Origin of the sequence: Chryseobacterium sp. KMC2 (genome assembly GCF_016756935.1) — a bacterium.
Classification (GTDB): Bacteria; Bacteroidota; Bacteroidia; order Flavobacteriales; family Weeksellaceae; genus Chryseobacterium; species Chryseobacterium rhizosphaerae.
On sequence record NZ_JAESIT010000023.1, the window covers coordinates 19,036 to 34,541 of the forward strand.

Genomic DNA, 15,506 nt, shown 5'->3' on the forward strand with positions numbered 1-15,506 from the left:
TTTAGAAAATTATATTAAATTTGTAGAACATCGTAAAAAATTTTAAAAATGATAATTCAAAAAACTGAAAACTCTAGAATTTCTACATTTGACCCAAATAATTTTTCATTTGGTGGTACTTTCATTGATCATATGATCATCTGTGAGTATGAAGATGGAAAATGGGGTGATGTGAAATTAGTTCCTTACGGTCCGATACCATTTACACCTGCTATGATGGGAGTAAACTATGGGCAAGCTTGTTTTGAAGGTATGAAAGCTTATAAAGACAAAGATGGGCAGGTTTTCCTTTTCAGGCCTGAAAAGAATTTTGAACGTATCAATAAGTCAGCGAAGCGTCTTGCTATGCCTGAAGTGACTGAGGAAATGTTTTTAGACGGATTGAAAGCTTTGGTAGATATCGACAGAGAGTGGATTCCACAAGGAGAAGGAATGTCTTTATATATCAGACCATTGATTTTTGCTACTGAAGAAGCTTTGAAAGCAAGAGTTTCTAACAAATATATGTTCGCTATTGTTGCAACCCCTGCGAAGAGCTATTATTCAGAGCCTGTTTCTGTAAAAATCTCTGATCACTATTCAAGAGCAGCAAATGGAGGGGTAGGTTCTGCTAAAGCTGCAGGAAACTATGCCGCTTCTTTTTACCCAACTCAGTTGGCTATCGAAGAAGGATATGAGCAAATTATCTGGACGGATGATGCTACCCATGAATATTTTGAAGAGAGTGGTACTATGAATGTATTTGTAAGAATTAACGATACTATTTATACACCTCCAACTTCAGAGAAGATTCTTGACGGAGTTACAAGAGACAGTTTCCTTCAATTGGCTAAGAAAAGAGGTATTGAAGTGAAAGTAGAACCAATTCCGGTAAAAACGGTAGTTGAAGCTCAGAAAAACGGTACTTTAAAAGAAGTATGGGGAGTAGGAACTGCTGTAGTAACTACGGTGTTCCAGGCTTTAGGATACCAGGGAGAAAAACTGGAGCTTCCAAGATTATCTGATGAGGATAGTTTTGCAGCTACTCTTAAGAAAGATTTGGTAGACTTACAGAACAATCTTTCTGAAGATCCATTCGGATGGAGAGTTGTGGTTGACCACGCTTTAGAAACAGTTTAATCTAAACTGAATATAAAATATATAGAAGCCGGAATATTTCCGGCTTTTTTTATTGACCTGCCATAGGGGATGAAAAATTAATATGGAAAATCCAGTATTTTTTAACATGAAAGAGCCTTGCATAAAGTTTTTCTTAGTCATCTTAAAAACCTGTAGTTGGAAGCAATTTTTTGTTACGGTAAAATATCGTATTTTATGTTCCTTAAATTGTTCCTGGAAATCTGATATAAGTTTTGTAATTGATTCACGAAATGTGTATTTTCGCAAAAGTTTATGAGAAAATTAGTCTTCATATCATTAGTCAGTCTGTTGAGCTGCAATAGAAATGCACAGCCGGCACATCCTCCCGTAGGCGGTGTTTTGAGCCAAAAAGATCTGGACGTTTCTAAAGAAAGGATGAAAAATCTGAATACCATAGAAAGAGGGCATATCCAGCAGTGGGCCAATAGCCAGCCGGTAAAATATTATCCTACACAGCTTAATTACTGGGTTACAGTGGAAGGGTATGATCAGAGAGAAAGGAGAGCAGACAATACCATGATCTCTTATTCTTATGATCTGTATGATTTTGATGAGACCAAGATTTATGATCAGTCTTTTGAAAGAAGAGATGCTAAATTTGGACATTTTGATGAGCTGAAAGCTGTAGAAAATGCATTACGATTTATACGTAATGGAGAAGAGGTAACCCTTTTGGTACCATCTTCCCTGGCATATGGAACATTTGGAGACGAAAAAAAAATAGATAACGACATCCCATTAATCATAAAATTAAAAGCTTTATAATACATGAAATTGTTTAACAAAAATATAATTCTGGCAGCGGCAAGTATTTCGCTGATGAGTTGTACTCCAATTTATAAAAAAATGAACGTAGACAAAGAAACTTACGAAGGTCTTAATGACGGACTTTATGCAAATTTTCAAACCACAAAAGGGAATCTGATTGTAAAGTTTGAAGACAAGAAAGCACCAGTAACTGTGGCCAACTTTATCGGTCTTGCAGAAGGGAAAATCGACAACAAGGCTAAAGCTAAAGGAGTTCCTTATTATGATGGAACAATTTTCCACAGAGTGATCAAAGATTTCATGATTCAGGGAGGTGATCCTCAGGGAACAGGAATGGGAGATCCTGGATATAAATTCGAGGATGAGAGAAACGACCTTAAACATACTGGAAAAGGTATTCTTTCTATGGCAAACTCTGGACCTAATACCAATGGTTCTCAGTTTTTCATCACTGAAGTGGCTACACCTTGGTTAGACGGAAAACACACTATTTTCGGTAAAGTAGTGAAAGGAAATGACGTAATTGATGCTATTGCTAACGTTGAAAAAGGAGCTCAGGATAAGCCTAAAACAGATATCGTTTTAGAAAAAGTTTCTGTTTTCGGTAAAGGTGATGAGTACAAAAACTACGATGCAGCTAAGACTTTCAGCGAAGGGAAAGCTAAAGTCGCAGAAAATAATAAAGCTTTCATTGCTAAAGAGGAAGCTGAAAGAAAGAAAAGAGAAGAAGAATTCAAAGCTAATCAGGAGAAAATGACTGAAGCCCTGAAAGCAGGTATGCAGAAAACTGAATCTGGTCTTTATTACAAAATCACAAAAACGACAGACGGAAAAGCTCCGAAATCAGGTGATAATGTATCTGTACACTATGCTGGAAAGTTAGTAGACGGGACAGAATTTGATTCTTCATTCAAAAGAAATGAGCCTATCGATATTCCAATCGGAATGGGAAGAGTAATCAAAGGATGGGATGAAGGGATCCTGTTATTGAAAGAAGGTGAAACTGCTACTTTATTGATCCCACCAGCAATGGCTTATGGAGAAAGAGGAGCAGGAGGAGTTATTCCGCCAAACGCTTGGTTAATCTTCGATGTTGAGCTTGTAAAAGTGAAATAATTGAAATCTTTTTAAGATATAAAAGCCGTTCCGGAAGGGGCGGCTTTTTTTGTTTTTGATGGAAGAATAAGAAATTTTGCTCAGACTTTAAAAAATATTATTTTAGTAAAAAATACCTTGTGAAAAAAATTTTACTTAGTCTTTTGTTATTATCTAATCTTAACTTGTTTGCCCAGGGGAAGAAATTCTTTGAAGGGGGAGAGGTTCAGCTAAAAGAAGCCGTTGAAAAACTCAACTTACAATATTCTACCGATTTACCTTTTGTAAAAGTGAATATTAATGGAAAAATGTATAATTTTCTGTTCGATACCGGAGCTCCAACTATTATTTCTACAGCCATCTATACTGATCTGGGGCTTGAAAAAAAACATAAAAGTACTGTAAAGGACTCTCAGAAAAACAAACAGGAACAGATTTTCACCGTATTGCCTGAGATGGTTGTCGACCAGGCTACCTTTAAAAATATAGGGGTTATGGTGATGGATCTTAAAGCGGCAGAATTCGGATGTCTAAAAGTGGATGGTATTCTCGGAGCCAATCAGATGGCAAAACTTTTTTGGCGGATAAATTATACTGAAAAATCTCTGGAAGTGACTCAAAGTCTTTCCAGGTTTGATCTTAAAGGGTATGATATTGTTATCCCTTTTGAGACGAAAGATCAGAAAACTCCCATCGTAGAAACAAAAATTTTAGATAAAAAAAATAATTTTACTTTCGATACCGGTTTTTCAGGGAATATAAAGATTACAGAGAATGACTTTAATGCTAAGAAAGTATCAGAGCGAATAGAAGTATATGGGAATAATGCGGTAGGAGCTTATGGTGCCGGAAAGCCCACACTCGGTTATATTTTCAAATCCTCAGATTGGGTATTGGGAAATAAAAATTTCACCAATGAGATAATGACTACAGGAAGTTCAAATTTGATTGGAAATGATTTCCTGAAAAATTTTGTTTTTATTTTAGACTGGTCTGATCATAAAATCTATATGAAACAGATTGGAAATAATTCTCATAAACTGGAATCTTTCGGTTTTGGATATCGTTTTATAGATACAAAACCTACGGTTGTTTATATATTTCAGGAAGAGCATTTCCCTTTACAGATTGGCGATTCAATTATCAGTATTAATGATATTAAGCTTGATAATCTCGATAAAGATGGTGCATGTCACTATTTTCTCAATAGGGTAGAAAGTCAATATGATACGATTAATGTGAAAATTAAGAGGAATGGGAATATACTGGATATAACCCTGAAAAAGAAAGCATATCTGAAATAACGAATAGTTGTTGTAGAAAAGGATTGTTGATATTCTAAAAAAGGATCGGGAAAATTAATGTATGCCGATATGGATTACCGTAGAAATCCGGATTTCTGTACAACCAATTTATGCTTATCTTTATCCGTCACCAATGAAACAAAATATAAGAATATGATTAATCTAGATTATGCTTTGATCCGAAAAGAAATTGAAGCACAAGTATGTAAAGAACATGGTTTGCATCCTGAATTTGTGAAAACAGATGATGGTTTTGGAATAAAGGCCTGTTGTGAACCTTTCAGGATAGAACTGGTTGCAAAATCTGAAAAAATGATTGAGGAAGAAACGATAAAAATTCTTACCGAGATGATGAAAGGTATTGAATAAATGATCAGTGAGTATAACACAAAAAACCGTCCCAAAGGACGGTTTTTTCAGTAAAAAAAAGAATTAAAAGTTATATGTTTCTGCTGGACCTTTTTTTCATACTTGTCCCCGCAAGGGAACTGATGAATACAAGACCAAAGCCGATGTAAGCGGCAAATGCGGTCAGATATATTATTAAGCTGTTAAAGCTTGGTTTTAAGGTGTATACCAATACAGAAAAGACGGCAAAACTCAATACCAAAAGCAGGCTCCAGATATGCATTTTTGCAGCATCTTCATTTCTCTTAAAAATCATTTCAAAAAAATCTCTCATCATTACTAACATTTTAAGGGTTATACATTAATTTATATGGATAAGCAGCTGTCTCACATGGTAAAAAGAATATATTCTCTTACTGGGCTAAGGTTCACGAAGACGTGCCATTTATTTATACGACTGAGCCCGGAGCATAAAGCTTAGGGTTGATCAGTAAATTTTTTGAATCATTAATGACTCATGGGTTCTGATACCAGTTTGATACAGATTATAAGTTTTATTGCGAAAAACAAACCGAAGGTTGGTTAATCACAATTTCCATATCATTTAGGGTATCGCAGAAAAAAAAGATTCACATTTTGAATCAGTGGAAAACTGAAAATCTATAGAAGATCTTTTTTTTCATCTAGTGTTTTTATGTTTTTTTCGTTTTAAGACATGCCAATTTCATGCCAAAGTGAGTATTTCACCATTAACATTTTATTTTTTATGGCTGTATGTAGTTGTTTTACAGTGTTTTTTCAGACTTATTTCCTTAAACAAGGAGAAATGTTTTTAAATTAAGAAATTTCAATATAAAAAATCAAATTGTTCTGATTGGTAATTTAGGAGAAGTGATGAGAATAATTGTTGAATTATGATGTATTTTTATGTATGAATTTTATGGTAGTGAGAAAATTAAATATTCTCCCGAACTTCTAAGAGGCTTAGTAACGTTTTAGATTTTTCCACTATGGCAGAGAATTCTTATGAGGAAAATAGAAATTGAAAGAAAATGTATCAAAATAATTTAAAAAATAATATTCAACATTCTCTTGATAATCTGCTACGATTGGTAGAAATACATTGTTGGAATAAAATTTCTCCCAATATTATTTTTATTCTGTCAGATTTTAATGAATTTAAGGGAAGTAATTCTTCTGAACAGAGAATTCATAGAAATAAACTTAATAGTTTAAAAATACCACTTACATTAGATGCCGCAATACAGGTTTTAAATAATGAATATGACGACCTTTATGATGTCAATTTGTATGTTTTCAAGGCATTAAAAAAAGAGACAATCATAGAAATACAATACTATAGGAAGTCAAATTTTGAAACTGATTATTATACTAAAATTAAGAATAACCCACCAATGTTTCATGCCAAATTTTCATTACCATTCTTTGGGAAAAGTGGTGTACAATATGATGTTAACTGGGAAGCAGCAGGAAGATTAAGGCATATCTGGAGCGTTTTTCTATACAAATTGAGATTAAAATGAAATTCCTGAAAGAAATGTACCAATCCGCTCATTAATTTCATTTGGAAACTCTCCATTGATTGCATGTGAAGCTGCCGGCCAAATTTCAGCTTCAATAGGGTTCGAAAGTTTTTTTGCATAGGCTAAGGCTTTAGCTGAATCGTGTACAATACTTTTGCCTGCAAAAATGACCAGTATTGGTGCTTGAATAGAGTTTAACTGTTCAGTAGTAAACTGTTTAGGAGGTGGTGTTTTGATCAGAAAATCTTTTAATCCAATCGAAATAAGGCGAGCGGTAGAATCTTGCGGATCGACCTGAGCTCCTCCAGAAATCCAGCTCATTGATTTTTTGCGCCAGGATTCAGGAACAAAAGGAAGAATAGTAATCAGTGAAAACAGAATGATTTTCAGAGAAAATGGAGCAAAAACCAGTGCGGGATCCAACAAGATAATGGATGCAATATATTTTTGATAATGGACGGCATAATTTACTGCGGACCAGCCGCCAAAAGAAACACCCACCAGATGGACCTTTGTTAGTTGTAGTTCCCTCAAGACGTCTTCTACCCAGACAGCCTGTTGTTCATTATCTTTAATAGGTTTTGTTTGGGTACTCATACCGGGTTCACCCAGAAGATCCATAGAATAAACATCATAAGTCTTGAGCAGTCCTGCCATATTGGGTTCCCACATGGGTGTTGAAGCTGCTCTTCCCGGAAAAAGCAGAATAGGTATTCCTCCCCGGTTTCCAAACCGATAGACCCTTACTGTTCCATAGGTAGTATCGATATCGAAGATCTCCTGTGGTACAGGAAGTTTCTTCATGGTTTCATCATAAAATGTAAGAAATTTCTGATGTATTTTTTCTGATTTGAATCTACTTATTTCCATACCATATTCTATTATTCTAATGTAAGATGGTGTAATATAGCTATTTAATATGGTCAAAATAGCAATTCAGAAACAAAATCTGATTTAAAATATCCGGATCCATTGAAGACTAAAATGAAATTTGATCAGTTATAGTCTCCGGCAGATGTATTGTACAACCTCCGAATCTTTGCAAGCATCGAATGTGAATTATGTTTTGGCGACAGCCATTAGATGAATTTTTATAAGATAAAGGGGCTAAAGCCCTTTTCGATTGATGATAAATTAAAGAGTTCATAAAACCCCGAATTTTTCAAGGTTTCTATGAACTCTTTTGATGTTAATTTTTTAAGATACAAACGGGGATTACCAGTTTTTATCAATCATGTAGATCATCTGTGTCATTGCTGCAGCGCCTAGCAGAAGCTCTCTGCGGTTTACCTTTTCAAAGGTATCTTCTTCGGTGTGATGGATATCGAAATATCTTTGTGAATCGGGCATCAGCTCAGCAGCTGGGATTCCCATATCGTGAAGTGGGTATAAATCTGTTCCTGAGAATCTTTCGTTAAAGTTATAGACTCCATATGGAAGGAAGAGTTTTGACCAGCCCTTGATTTGATTTCTTTTGGTATCATCCATATCCAGGGCAATACCTCTCGGGGCAAAACCGCCGGCATCAGATTCAATAGCGAAAAGATGTTTTTCATTGTTTTCTTTTACCGCTTTACCATACTGAACACCTCCTTTTACGCCGTTTTCTTCATTGGCGAAACATACAACTCTGATGGTATGGTTGTTTTGTATTCCCAGTTTTTTGAAGGTTCTCAAGACTTCTATACTCTGAACAATTCCGGCTCCGTCATCATGTGCTCCTTCACCTACATCCCAAGAATCCAGGTGTCCGCCAACAACAATAACACTTTGGTCTTTTTTACCCGTAATTTCACCAATGACAGAGTGGGAGAGTTTCTCACCTTTCATCCCACAGTTGGAATTAAGTTTGGCGGTGATCTTCTGGTTTTTCAGCAGATTTTCCAGCTCATCTGCGGTTGTATTTCCAACAGCTACAGCGGGTACTTTGGATACATTATCTTCATAACGCATTGCTCCGGTATGGGGAACATCATCGAAAGCTGAAGAAAGAGAACGTATAATAGCGAATTTCCCCCCTTTTTTAGCAGTTAATGCCGCAGCAGTTACCCGATATTTGGCAGCATCACTATATCCTTTGAATGTTTCTATAAATGACTGACTGAAAGGGTAGTTGAAGAAAACAATCTTATCCTTTACTTTCTCAGCAGGCAATGCATTATATTCTTCAATGGATTTTACCATGATGATCTCTCCTGCAATATCTTTTCCTCCTGTCCCTTCAGAATTTCCTAAAGAAAGCATTTTAAGATTTTTCCAGCTGCCGTTTGCTGTTTTGATGTGCAAGGATTCCTTGCCTCTTTCCCAGACCGGAATCATCACTTCCTGAAGCCAGACTTTATCGGCTCCGGCATCTTTAAGTTTCTGCGCTGCCCATTTTACGGACTTTTCATAAGCTTCGGAACCGCTTAAACGATGGCCAATATTTTTGGTGAGTTCCCTCAATTCGTTATAGCCTTTTCCATTGTTTAAGATTTCAGTAGAAATCCTGTTAAACTGTACGGAATCTTCTTTGGTTTGGCCCAAAACAGCTACTCCCAAAAGTAATAATGTTGTACCTAATATCTTTTTCATGATTACCAATTTTTATCAATCATATAAATAAGTTGTGTCATCACACTGGAGCCGAGAAGAAGTTCTCTGCGGTTTACTTTTTCAAAAGTATCTTCTGAAGTGTGATGGATATCGAAATAACGTTGGGGGTCAGGAACTAATTCTGCAGTGGGAACACCCATTTCATGGAGTGGAGCAATATCTGACCCTGAATATTTTCCCTCGAAATTGTAAACTCCATAGGGCAAGAAGAGGTTTACCCAGCTTTTGATCTGGTCTCTTTTCGTGTTGTCCATTTCTAACGAAATACCTCGTGGAGCATAACCTCCTGCATCAGATTCAATGGCGAAAAGATGTTTTTCGTTGTGATCTTTAGCTGTTTTTCCATATTGCTTGCCTCCTTTTGTCCCATTTTCTTCATTGGCGAAACAAACGGCTCTGATGGTATGGTTATTTTGTATTCCCAGTTTTTTGAAGGTTCTTAAGACTTCTATACTCTGAACGATTCCTGCTCCGTCATCATGAGCTCCTTCTCCTACATCCCACGAATCCAGATGGCCGCCAACAACAATAACGTTTTGATCTTTTTTGCCTGTAATTTCACCAATAACAGAGTGGGAGAGTTTCTCACCTCTCATCCCACAGTTGGAATTAAGTTTTGCCGTTACCTTTTGATTTTTTAATAAAGCTTCCAGTTCGTCTGCGCTGGTGTTTCCAATCGTCACTGCGGGAACTTTAGACACATTATCATCATAACGCATATTTCCGGTGTGTGGAACATCATCGAAAGCGGAAGAAAGAGAGCGTATAACAGCAAATTTTCCTCCTTTTTTAGCCGTTAAAGAAGCTGCTGTCCTTCTGTAAGCTCCAGCTTCCCGATAGGCAATAAAGGTTTGTACATGTCCCTGATTGAAGGGGTAATTAAAGAAAACAATTTTATCTTTAACTTTTTCAGCCGGTAACCTGTCATATTCTTCCAATGATTTCACCATGATGATTTCTCCTGAAACATCTTTTCCTCCTGTCCCTTCAGAGTTGCCCAAAGAAAGCATTTTAAGGCTTTTCCAGCTTCCATTTGAAGTTTTGATGTGTAAGGATTCCTTACCTCTTTCCCAGACAGGAATCATCACTTCCTGAAGCCAGACTTTATCAGCTCCGGCATCTTTAAGTTTCTGCGCCGCCCATTTTACAGATTCTTCATAAGCTTGAGAACCGCTCAACCGGTTACCAATATTTTTGGTGAGCTCTTTTAATTCATTGTAGCCTTTTCCATTATTCAGGATTTCTGTGGAAATCCTGTTAAACTGTATAGAATCCTCTTTGGTTTGGCCGGATACAAAAGCCACCCCGAGAATCAGTACTGATAGATTTATAATTTTTTTCATGTTACCAGTTTTTATCAATCATGAAAATAAGTTGAGTCATAGCAACAGCTCCCAGAAGAAGTTCTCTTTTATTTACTTTGTCGAAAGTATCTTCTACAGAATGGTGGTAATCAAAATAGCGCTGTGTGTCCACTACCAGCTCTGCCAGAGGAATGTCCAGTTTTTTTAAAGGGGCAATATCCTGTATTGCATACGTTTGATCAAAATCATAAATTCCGTAGGGAAGGAAATAATTTTTCCATTCAAAGATCTGTCTTCTTCTCTGAGGAGGCATATCTAATGAGAATCCTCTTGGAGAATAGCCTCCGGAATCTGTTCCTAAAGCGAAAATATGTTTCTCATCTTTCTTTTTTACATACGAAGCATACATATCCCGGCCCTGGCCGCCGTTTTCACTATTGGCGTACAATACGACTCTTATCGTATGATTATTGGTGAAACCAAGCGCTTTAAGCGTTCTTAAAACCTCAATGCACTGTACAACTCCGGATCCGTCATCATGGGCCCCTTCTGCAAAGTCCCATGAATCAAGCTGCGCTCCCAAAACAATCACTTTCCCATCTTTATTTCCAGGAATTTCACCAATGATATTCTGGTTAACAGCTTCTCCTTTTGTTTCGGCAGATAGGTTCAGCTTGGCGGTTACTTTTTGTTTTTTTAGTAATTTTTCAAGTTCATCAGCTGATTTTACACCAATGGTTATTGCAGGGATTCTCACCCTGTCGTCCGGTTCATAATAAATCATTTTAGCATGAGGTGTATCATCTGAAGCTGTAGTGAGTGAGCGTATAATTAAACCTTTAGCCCCTCTTTTGCCAATAACAGAGGCTGAGAGCAATTTAGATTTGGCAGTGATAAGATAAGCGTCAACGGTATTAACTACTTTCTGGTCTAAAGGAGAATTGACAAAAATGATTTTATCTTTTAATTGAGCAGAAGTTAAAGCGTTCAGTTCTGTCATGTCATTCACCAGTAAAAGTTCTGCCGTAAGATCTTTTCCCCCTGTTCCTTCAGAATTTCCAAAGGAGAGCATTCTGATATTTTTCCATTCTCCGTTTCCTGATTTTATTTGCAGAGACTCTTTACCTCTGATCCAGACAGGAACTTTTACATCCTGCTTCCATATATTTTGTATACCGGCGTCTTTCAGCTTTTTTTCAGCCCATTCGGATGCTTTTGCATATCCCGGAGTGGCACTGAAGCGCGGTCCGATGCCTTTTGTAAGCTCTCCAAGATTAGAATAAGCTTCACCGTTGGTTAAGATTTCGTCTGATATCTTTTTAAATTCATCATGATAATTGAATTTGGCTACTGTGCCTTTTTTTGCCGGATGTTTTTGCGGCTTTTTCTGAGAAAATAAAAATCCACTCAAAAAGAGTGGAAGTATGATGAATATTTTTTTCATTTTTTATTTACCTTTCTTTTCCGATGTTAAAAGTAGGGAAAAAATAGGAATTTATTAAGGTTTCATGTCGTACATTAATAAAGCTGTAACCAATTTGGGTTCAATGAATGTACATTTCGGAGGCATACTTAATTTTAAGTCTGAAATTTTAATCATATCATTAAAACTTACAGGATAAATTCCGAAGCCTACTATGCCCTCACCACTGTCCACCTTTTCTTTTAGGATGTTGATTCCGTTCAGGTTAGAAGTACCTTTTACATAAGATATTTTATCTGAGCTATCAGGATCTTCAATTTTCAGGATATCTTTGAAAATATACTTATCCAAAAGATGGTGATCAAGGTTGTCCAGAGACATTTCTTTGGAACGCAGATCGTGTTTTACATGAAGTGAATAAAATTTCCCACCCAGATACATTGAAATATGGAATTTCTGAGAAGGGAAATAAGATGCTTCTCCTTTTTCATGAATAAGGAAATAAGTCTCAAGTTCCTTTAAAAACTGTTCATTGGAAAGACCGTTCATATCATGTAAAATCCTGTTGTAATCATGAATTTTAATAGATTGATTTGAAACGATGAAGCTGTATACAAAATTGTAAAGCTCGGTTCCGTTGTGTCTTTTATTTTTCTCTTTGTGACGTTTTGCATTGATGGCTGTAGAACCAATTCTATGGTGTCCGTCGGCAATATAAAATGAATCAATCTGATCGATTACTTCTTTGAACTGCTGAAGTTTCAAACGGTTATCTATTCTCCAGATTTTATGTCTTATCCCCAGGTTATCTGTATGATTAAAAATAGGAACATTTTTTTCCTCATGATTCATCAACAGCTCAATTTTAGAGTTGGCAGGGTAGGTAAGCAGTACAGGTTCTGCCTGCAGGCTTACTTTTTCAAGATAGTGTGCCAGTTTTTCTTTTTTCTGAGGAATGGTACTTTCATGTCTTTTGATTTTTCCATTCCAGAAATCTTCAATGCTGGCCAGTCCCAAAAGTCCTCTGAAAACCTGTTTATTGGGGTAGATTTGCTCATAAAGATAGTAGGCTGAACTGTCCTGGACCAATTTTTTTTCGTCCAGAAGTTCTTCAAATGTAGAACGGATCTTCCTTAGATTCCGGTCAATATCTTTGGATTTACTTACAACATAGGGTTTAATCATATTAATGTAAGTATTTTCAACTTGAGCCTTCTCTGCTATCTCTTCCTGGGTGAAATTATCCAGTGGGTGTGTAGGGAAAGTACTCTCCAAGTCTTTATGAGGTCTTATTCCACGGAAAGGTTTAAAAACAGGCATATTTATCTTATAGTTTCTTTTTGTAACTTAATAATTTGTTCCGCAAGTTCGACTCCGATTTTCTCTTGCGCATCCACTGTATTACCTCCTACATGAGGAGACAGGGATAATGAAGGGTTCATTAATAAAGGCAGTTCCGGGCTAGGCTCATTTTCAAAAACATCCAGTGCCGCTCCTGCTACTTTGCCTGACTCAATGAAGTCTATTAATGTCACTTCATTGATAACTCCGCCTCTTGCTGTATTTACAATATAAACACCGTCTTTCATTTTTTCAAACTGAGGGGTATCTATAATATACTCATTTGTTTTTGGAGTATTGATGCTGATAAAGTCTGCATCTTTAAGGAATGCATCCATATCATTGGTAGAAGTGATTTCAAAATGAACAGCCTGGCCATCAAAAAAATTCAGGGTAAGAACTTCCGTTCTCGGACTTTTTGTAAGAACCCGAACCTTCATGCCTAAGGCAATTCCTATTTTTACCACTTCCTGGCCAATACTTCCAAAGCCAATAACTCCTAATGTCTTTCCTGAAAGTTCATAAGCATTACTGAATGACTTTTTCATGGCATTAAAGTGAGTATCTCCTTCTAAAGGCATCAGCCTGTTTGATTCATGAAGAAATCTCGCCAATGAAAAAAAGTGTCCGAAAACCAGTTCCGCTACAGACTTTGAAGATGCTGTAGGCGTATTGATAATCTTAATTCCTTTGCTTTTAGCATAGTCCACATCAATATTATCCATCCCAATCCCACCTCTTCCTATAATCTGAAGACCGGGGCATGCATCAATCAGTTCTTGTTTTACTTTTGTTGCACTTCTTACCAAAAGAACATCTACATTATTATCATTGATAAATTTAATAACGTGATCTTGGGCGACTCTATTGTCCAGAATCTCAATTCCGGCTTCTTTTAAAGCCTGTTCTCCTGATTTTGAAATTCCATCGTTTGCTAAAACTTTCATGTGTTATTTGATTTAAAGATTGAAAAATTTAAATATTTCAAAATTTTAAAACTGAGGTGCAAATTAATAAATTTAAATTAACTGCTTCTCAATCTTTCAATCTTTGAATTTTTAAGGTTTAAATTATTTGATAGATTTCATGACGTCCACTAAAACCTGTACGCTTTCAATAGTCAAAGCATTGTACAAGCTTGCTCTGTATCCGCCTAAGCTTCTGTGTCCGTTAAGTCCACTGATACCGGCAGCTTTCCATGCGTTATCAAATTCTTCTTTTTTGCTTTCATCCGTAATGTTGAAAGAAACATTCATTAATGAACGGTCTTCTTCTACACAGAATGTTTTAAACAAAGGATTGCTATCAATTTCATCGTATAAAAGTTTTGCTTTTGCTTCATTTCTTTGTTCTGCAGCAGCAATTCCCCCGTTATTTTCAAGATGTTGAAGAGTCAGTAAAGATGCATAGATAGGGAATACAGGTGGAGTATTGTACATAGATTCTTTGCTGATATGCTGAGAATAATCCAGCATAGACAACATATTCTCTCTTCCTGTTTTACCTAGAATTTCTTTTTTTATAACTACTAAAGTAACTCCTGCAGGTCCCATATTTTTCTGAGCTCCGGCATAGATTAAGTCAAACTTTGAGAAATCAAGCTGTCTTGAGAAAATATCAGAACTCATATCACAAACCATCAGTGTATCTACCTCAGGGAAAGATTTCATTTGAGTTCCATAGATTGTATTGTTGGAGGTACAGTGAAAATAATCATAATCTGAACCTACCGTATAATTTTTAGGAACGAAAGAATAATTTTCCTCTTTTGAAGAACCTACAACATCTACAGTTCCTAATTTTTTTGCTTCTTTGATCGCTCCTGCAGCCCACGTACCTGTATCCAGATAAGCTGCTTTGCCACCTACTTTCATAAGGTTATAAGGAACCATTGCAAACTGCATGCTGGCACCACTACCCAAATAAAGTACTTCATAGTCATCACCAAGATTCATCAACCTTTTTACAATAGCACGTGCTTCGTCCATTACGGCTACGAAATCCTTGCTTCTGTGTGATATTTCAAGAAGTGATAATCCAATACCATTAAAATCTAAAATAGCCTGGGCTGATTTTTCAAATACTTCCTGAGGTAAAATGCATGGTCCTGCGCTGAAGTTGTGCTTTTTGTTCATATTTTTTTACTTTTTGGTTGTAACAGGGAGCTGGCTTCCCTGCGATTTATTTTTTTCTTTTTTACTAGATTTTGAATTTATCGTTAAAAAAACCGCCTCACAGATGATGAGACGGAATTTTTTATTCGCCGTGTAAAAATGCTTTTTTATTAAGAAGTGCTTCCTCAGATTCTACATGATCTTCATCAGGAACACAACAGTCTACCGGGCATACAGCCGCACACTGTGGTTCTTCATGGAAGCCTTTACACTCCGTACATTTATCTGTTACAATGAAATATACATCATCACTTACAGGTTCCTGTGCCGCGTCAGCATCTACAGTAAGTCCTGATGGCAATGTAATTGTCCCATTCAGGGCAGTACCATCAGAAGCTTTCCAGTCTACAGCTCCTTCATATATTGCATTGTTCGGGCATTCAGGTTCACAAGCCCCACAGTTAATGCATTCATCAGTTATTTTAATAGCCATCGCTAATTTTTTTTAAATTTGCACAAAATTACAAAAT

The 15,506-nt window shown here is 36.4% G+C and carries 15 protein-coding genes; 6 read left to right on the forward strand and 9 right to left on the reverse strand.

The window, feature by feature from the left end; all coding sequences use genetic code 11:
• Positions 1 to 48 precede the first annotated feature (48 nt).
• From JML65_RS20435 to JML65_RS20455, 5 genes are all read left to right on the forward strand, one after another.
• Positions 49 to 1,119 (forward strand): branched-chain amino acid aminotransferase, encoded by a 1,071-nt coding sequence (locus JML65_RS20435; protein WP_047495555.1) that lies wholly within the window; start codon positions 49 to 51, stop codon positions 1,117 to 1,119.
• Between the two features lie 273 nt (positions 1,120 to 1,392).
• Positions 1,393 to 1,905 carry an FKBP-type peptidyl-prolyl cis-trans isomerase gene (locus JML65_RS20440; RefSeq protein ID WP_047495552.1) on the forward strand — a complete coding sequence of 171 codons (513 nt, stop codon included), beginning with the start codon at positions 1,393 to 1,395 and terminating at the stop codon, positions 1,903 to 1,905.
• Between the two features lie 81 nt (positions 1,906 to 1,986).
• Positions 1,987 to 3,024, forward strand: coding sequence for a peptidylprolyl isomerase (locus JML65_RS20445; RefSeq protein WP_237390954.1), 1,038 nt, complete (start codon positions 1,987 to 1,989; stop codon positions 3,022 to 3,024).
• Positions 3,025 to 3,143: 119 nt separating this feature from the next.
• Entirely contained in the window at positions 3,144 to 4,307 is a 1,164-nt protein-coding gene (locus JML65_RS20450) for an aspartyl protease family protein (protein ID WP_202271911.1), read from the forward strand.
• Between the two features lie 153 nt (positions 4,308 to 4,460).
• Positions 4,461 to 4,676 (forward strand): hypothetical protein, encoded by a 216-nt coding sequence (locus JML65_RS20455; RefSeq protein WP_143330441.1) that lies wholly within the window; start codon positions 4,461 to 4,463, stop codon positions 4,674 to 4,676.
• A gap of 70 nt (positions 4,677 to 4,746) precedes the next feature.
• Here JML65_RS20455 and JML65_RS20460 read toward each other — a convergent pair whose 3' ends face one another.
• Complete coding sequence (locus tag JML65_RS20460; RefSeq protein WP_123863341.1) at positions 4,747 to 4,992, reverse strand: hypothetical protein; 246 nt, start codon at positions 4,990 to 4,992, stop codon at positions 4,747 to 4,749.
• A gap of 715 nt (positions 4,993 to 5,707) precedes the next feature.
• On the opposite strand from JML65_RS20460, the gene JML65_RS20465 reads away from it, so the two are divergent.
• Positions 5,708 to 6,199 (forward strand): hypothetical protein, encoded by a 492-nt coding sequence (locus JML65_RS20465; RefSeq protein WP_202271913.1) that lies wholly within the window; start codon positions 5,708 to 5,710, stop codon positions 6,197 to 6,199.
• Here JML65_RS20465 and JML65_RS20470 read toward each other — a convergent pair.
• The 8 genes from JML65_RS20470 to JML65_RS20505 all read right to left on the reverse strand — a co-directional run bounded on the left by JML65_RS20470 (position 6,191) and on the right by JML65_RS20505 (position 15,469).
• Positions 6,191 to 7,069 carry an alpha/beta fold hydrolase gene (locus JML65_RS20470; protein WP_202271915.1) on the reverse strand — a complete coding sequence of 293 codons (879 nt, stop codon included), beginning with the start codon at positions 7,067 to 7,069 and terminating at the stop codon, positions 6,191 to 6,193. The two genes, JML65_RS20465 and JML65_RS20470, sit on opposite strands and share 9 nt — an antisense overlap.
• Positions 7,070 to 7,414: 345 nt before the next feature.
• The gene (locus JML65_RS20475) at positions 7,415 to 8,773 is read right to left on the reverse strand and encodes a M20/M25/M40 family metallo-hydrolase (protein ID WP_202271917.1); all 1,359 of its coding nucleotides are present in this window, start codon (positions 8,771 to 8,773) and stop codon (positions 7,415 to 7,417) included.
• 2 nt (positions 8,774 to 8,775) lie between these two features.
• Positions 8,776 to 10,137 (reverse strand): M28 family peptidase, encoded by a 1,362-nt coding sequence (locus JML65_RS20480; protein WP_202271919.1) that lies wholly within the window; start codon positions 10,135 to 10,137, stop codon positions 8,776 to 8,778.
• A gap of 1 nt (position 10,138) precedes the next feature.
• Positions 10,139 to 11,542 carry a M28 family peptidase gene (locus tag JML65_RS20485; protein WP_047495533.1) on the reverse strand — a complete coding sequence of 468 codons (1,404 nt, stop codon included), beginning with the start codon at positions 11,540 to 11,542 and terminating at the stop codon, positions 10,139 to 10,141.
• A 54-nt stretch (positions 11,543 to 11,596) separates the two neighbouring features.
• Entirely contained in the window at positions 11,597 to 12,841 is a 1,245-nt protein-coding gene (locus tag JML65_RS20490; RefSeq protein ID WP_047495531.1) for a DUF1015 domain-containing protein, read from the reverse strand.
• 2 nt (positions 12,842 to 12,843) lie between these two features.
• Positions 12,844 to 13,809 carry a D-2-hydroxyacid dehydrogenase gene (locus JML65_RS20495; protein ID WP_084084044.1) on the reverse strand — a complete coding sequence of 322 codons (966 nt, stop codon included), beginning with the start codon at positions 13,807 to 13,809 and terminating at the stop codon, positions 12,844 to 12,846.
• Between the two features lie 123 nt (positions 13,810 to 13,932).
• Complete coding sequence (gene serC, locus JML65_RS20500; protein WP_202271921.1) at positions 13,933 to 14,997, reverse strand: 3-phosphoserine/phosphohydroxythreonine transaminase; 1,065 nt, start codon at positions 14,995 to 14,997, stop codon at positions 13,933 to 13,935.
• Positions 14,998 to 15,118: 121 nt separating this feature from the next.
• Entirely contained in the window at positions 15,119 to 15,469 is a 351-nt protein-coding gene (locus tag JML65_RS20505) for a 4Fe-4S binding protein (RefSeq protein ID WP_047495523.1), read from the reverse strand.
• Positions 15,470 to 15,506 lie beyond the last annotated feature (37 nt).

Excerpts from the sequence above, each read along its gene's own strand:
- JML65_RS20435 (WP_047495555.1), top strand. The coding sequence starts at position 49 with ATGATAATTCAAAAAACTGAAAACTCTAGAATTTCTACATTTGACCCA.
- JML65_RS20440 (WP_047495552.1), top strand. The coding sequence starts at position 1,393 with ATGAGAAAATTAGTCTTCATATCATTAGTCAGTCTGTTGAGCTGCAAT.
- JML65_RS20445 (WP_237390954.1), top strand. The coding sequence starts at position 1,987 with ATGAACGTAGACAAAGAAACTTACGAAGGTCTTAATGACGGACTTTAT.
- JML65_RS20455 (WP_143330441.1), top strand. The coding sequence starts at position 4,461 with ATGATTAATCTAGATTATGCTTTGATCCGAAAAGAAATTGAAGCACAA.
- JML65_RS20460 (WP_123863341.1), bottom strand. The coding sequence starts at position 4,992 with ATGATGAGAGATTTTTTTGAAATGATTTTTAAGAGAAATGAAGATGCT.
- JML65_RS20465 (WP_202271913.1), top strand. The coding sequence starts at position 5,708 with ATGTATCAAAATAATTTAAAAAATAATATTCAACATTCTCTTGATAAT.
- JML65_RS20470 (WP_202271915.1), bottom strand. The coding sequence starts at position 7,069 with ATGGAAATAAGTAGATTCAAATCAGAAAAAATACATCAGAAATTTCTT.
- JML65_RS20475 (WP_202271917.1), bottom strand. The coding sequence starts at position 8,773 with ATGAAAAAGATATTAGGTACAACATTATTACTTTTGGGAGTAGCTGTT.
- JML65_RS20480 (WP_202271919.1), bottom strand. The coding sequence starts at position 10,137 with ATGAAAAAAATTATAAATCTATCAGTACTGATTCTCGGGGTGGCTTTT.
- JML65_RS20485 (WP_047495533.1), bottom strand. The coding sequence starts at position 11,542 with ATGAAAAAAATATTCATCATACTTCCACTCTTTTTGAGTGGATTTTTA.
- JML65_RS20490 (WP_047495531.1), bottom strand. The coding sequence starts at position 12,841 with ATGCCTGTTTTTAAACCTTTCCGTGGAATAAGACCTCATAAAGACTTG.
- JML65_RS20495 (WP_084084044.1), bottom strand. The coding sequence starts at position 13,809 with ATGAAAGTTTTAGCAAACGATGGAATTTCAAAATCAGGAGAACAGGCT.
- serC (WP_202271921.1), bottom strand. The coding sequence starts at position 14,997 with ATGAACAAAAAGCACAACTTCAGCGCAGGACCATGCATTTTACCTCAG.
- JML65_RS20505 (WP_047495523.1), bottom strand. The coding sequence starts at position 15,469 with ATGGCTATTAAAATAACTGATGAATGCATTAACTGTGGGGCTTGTGAA.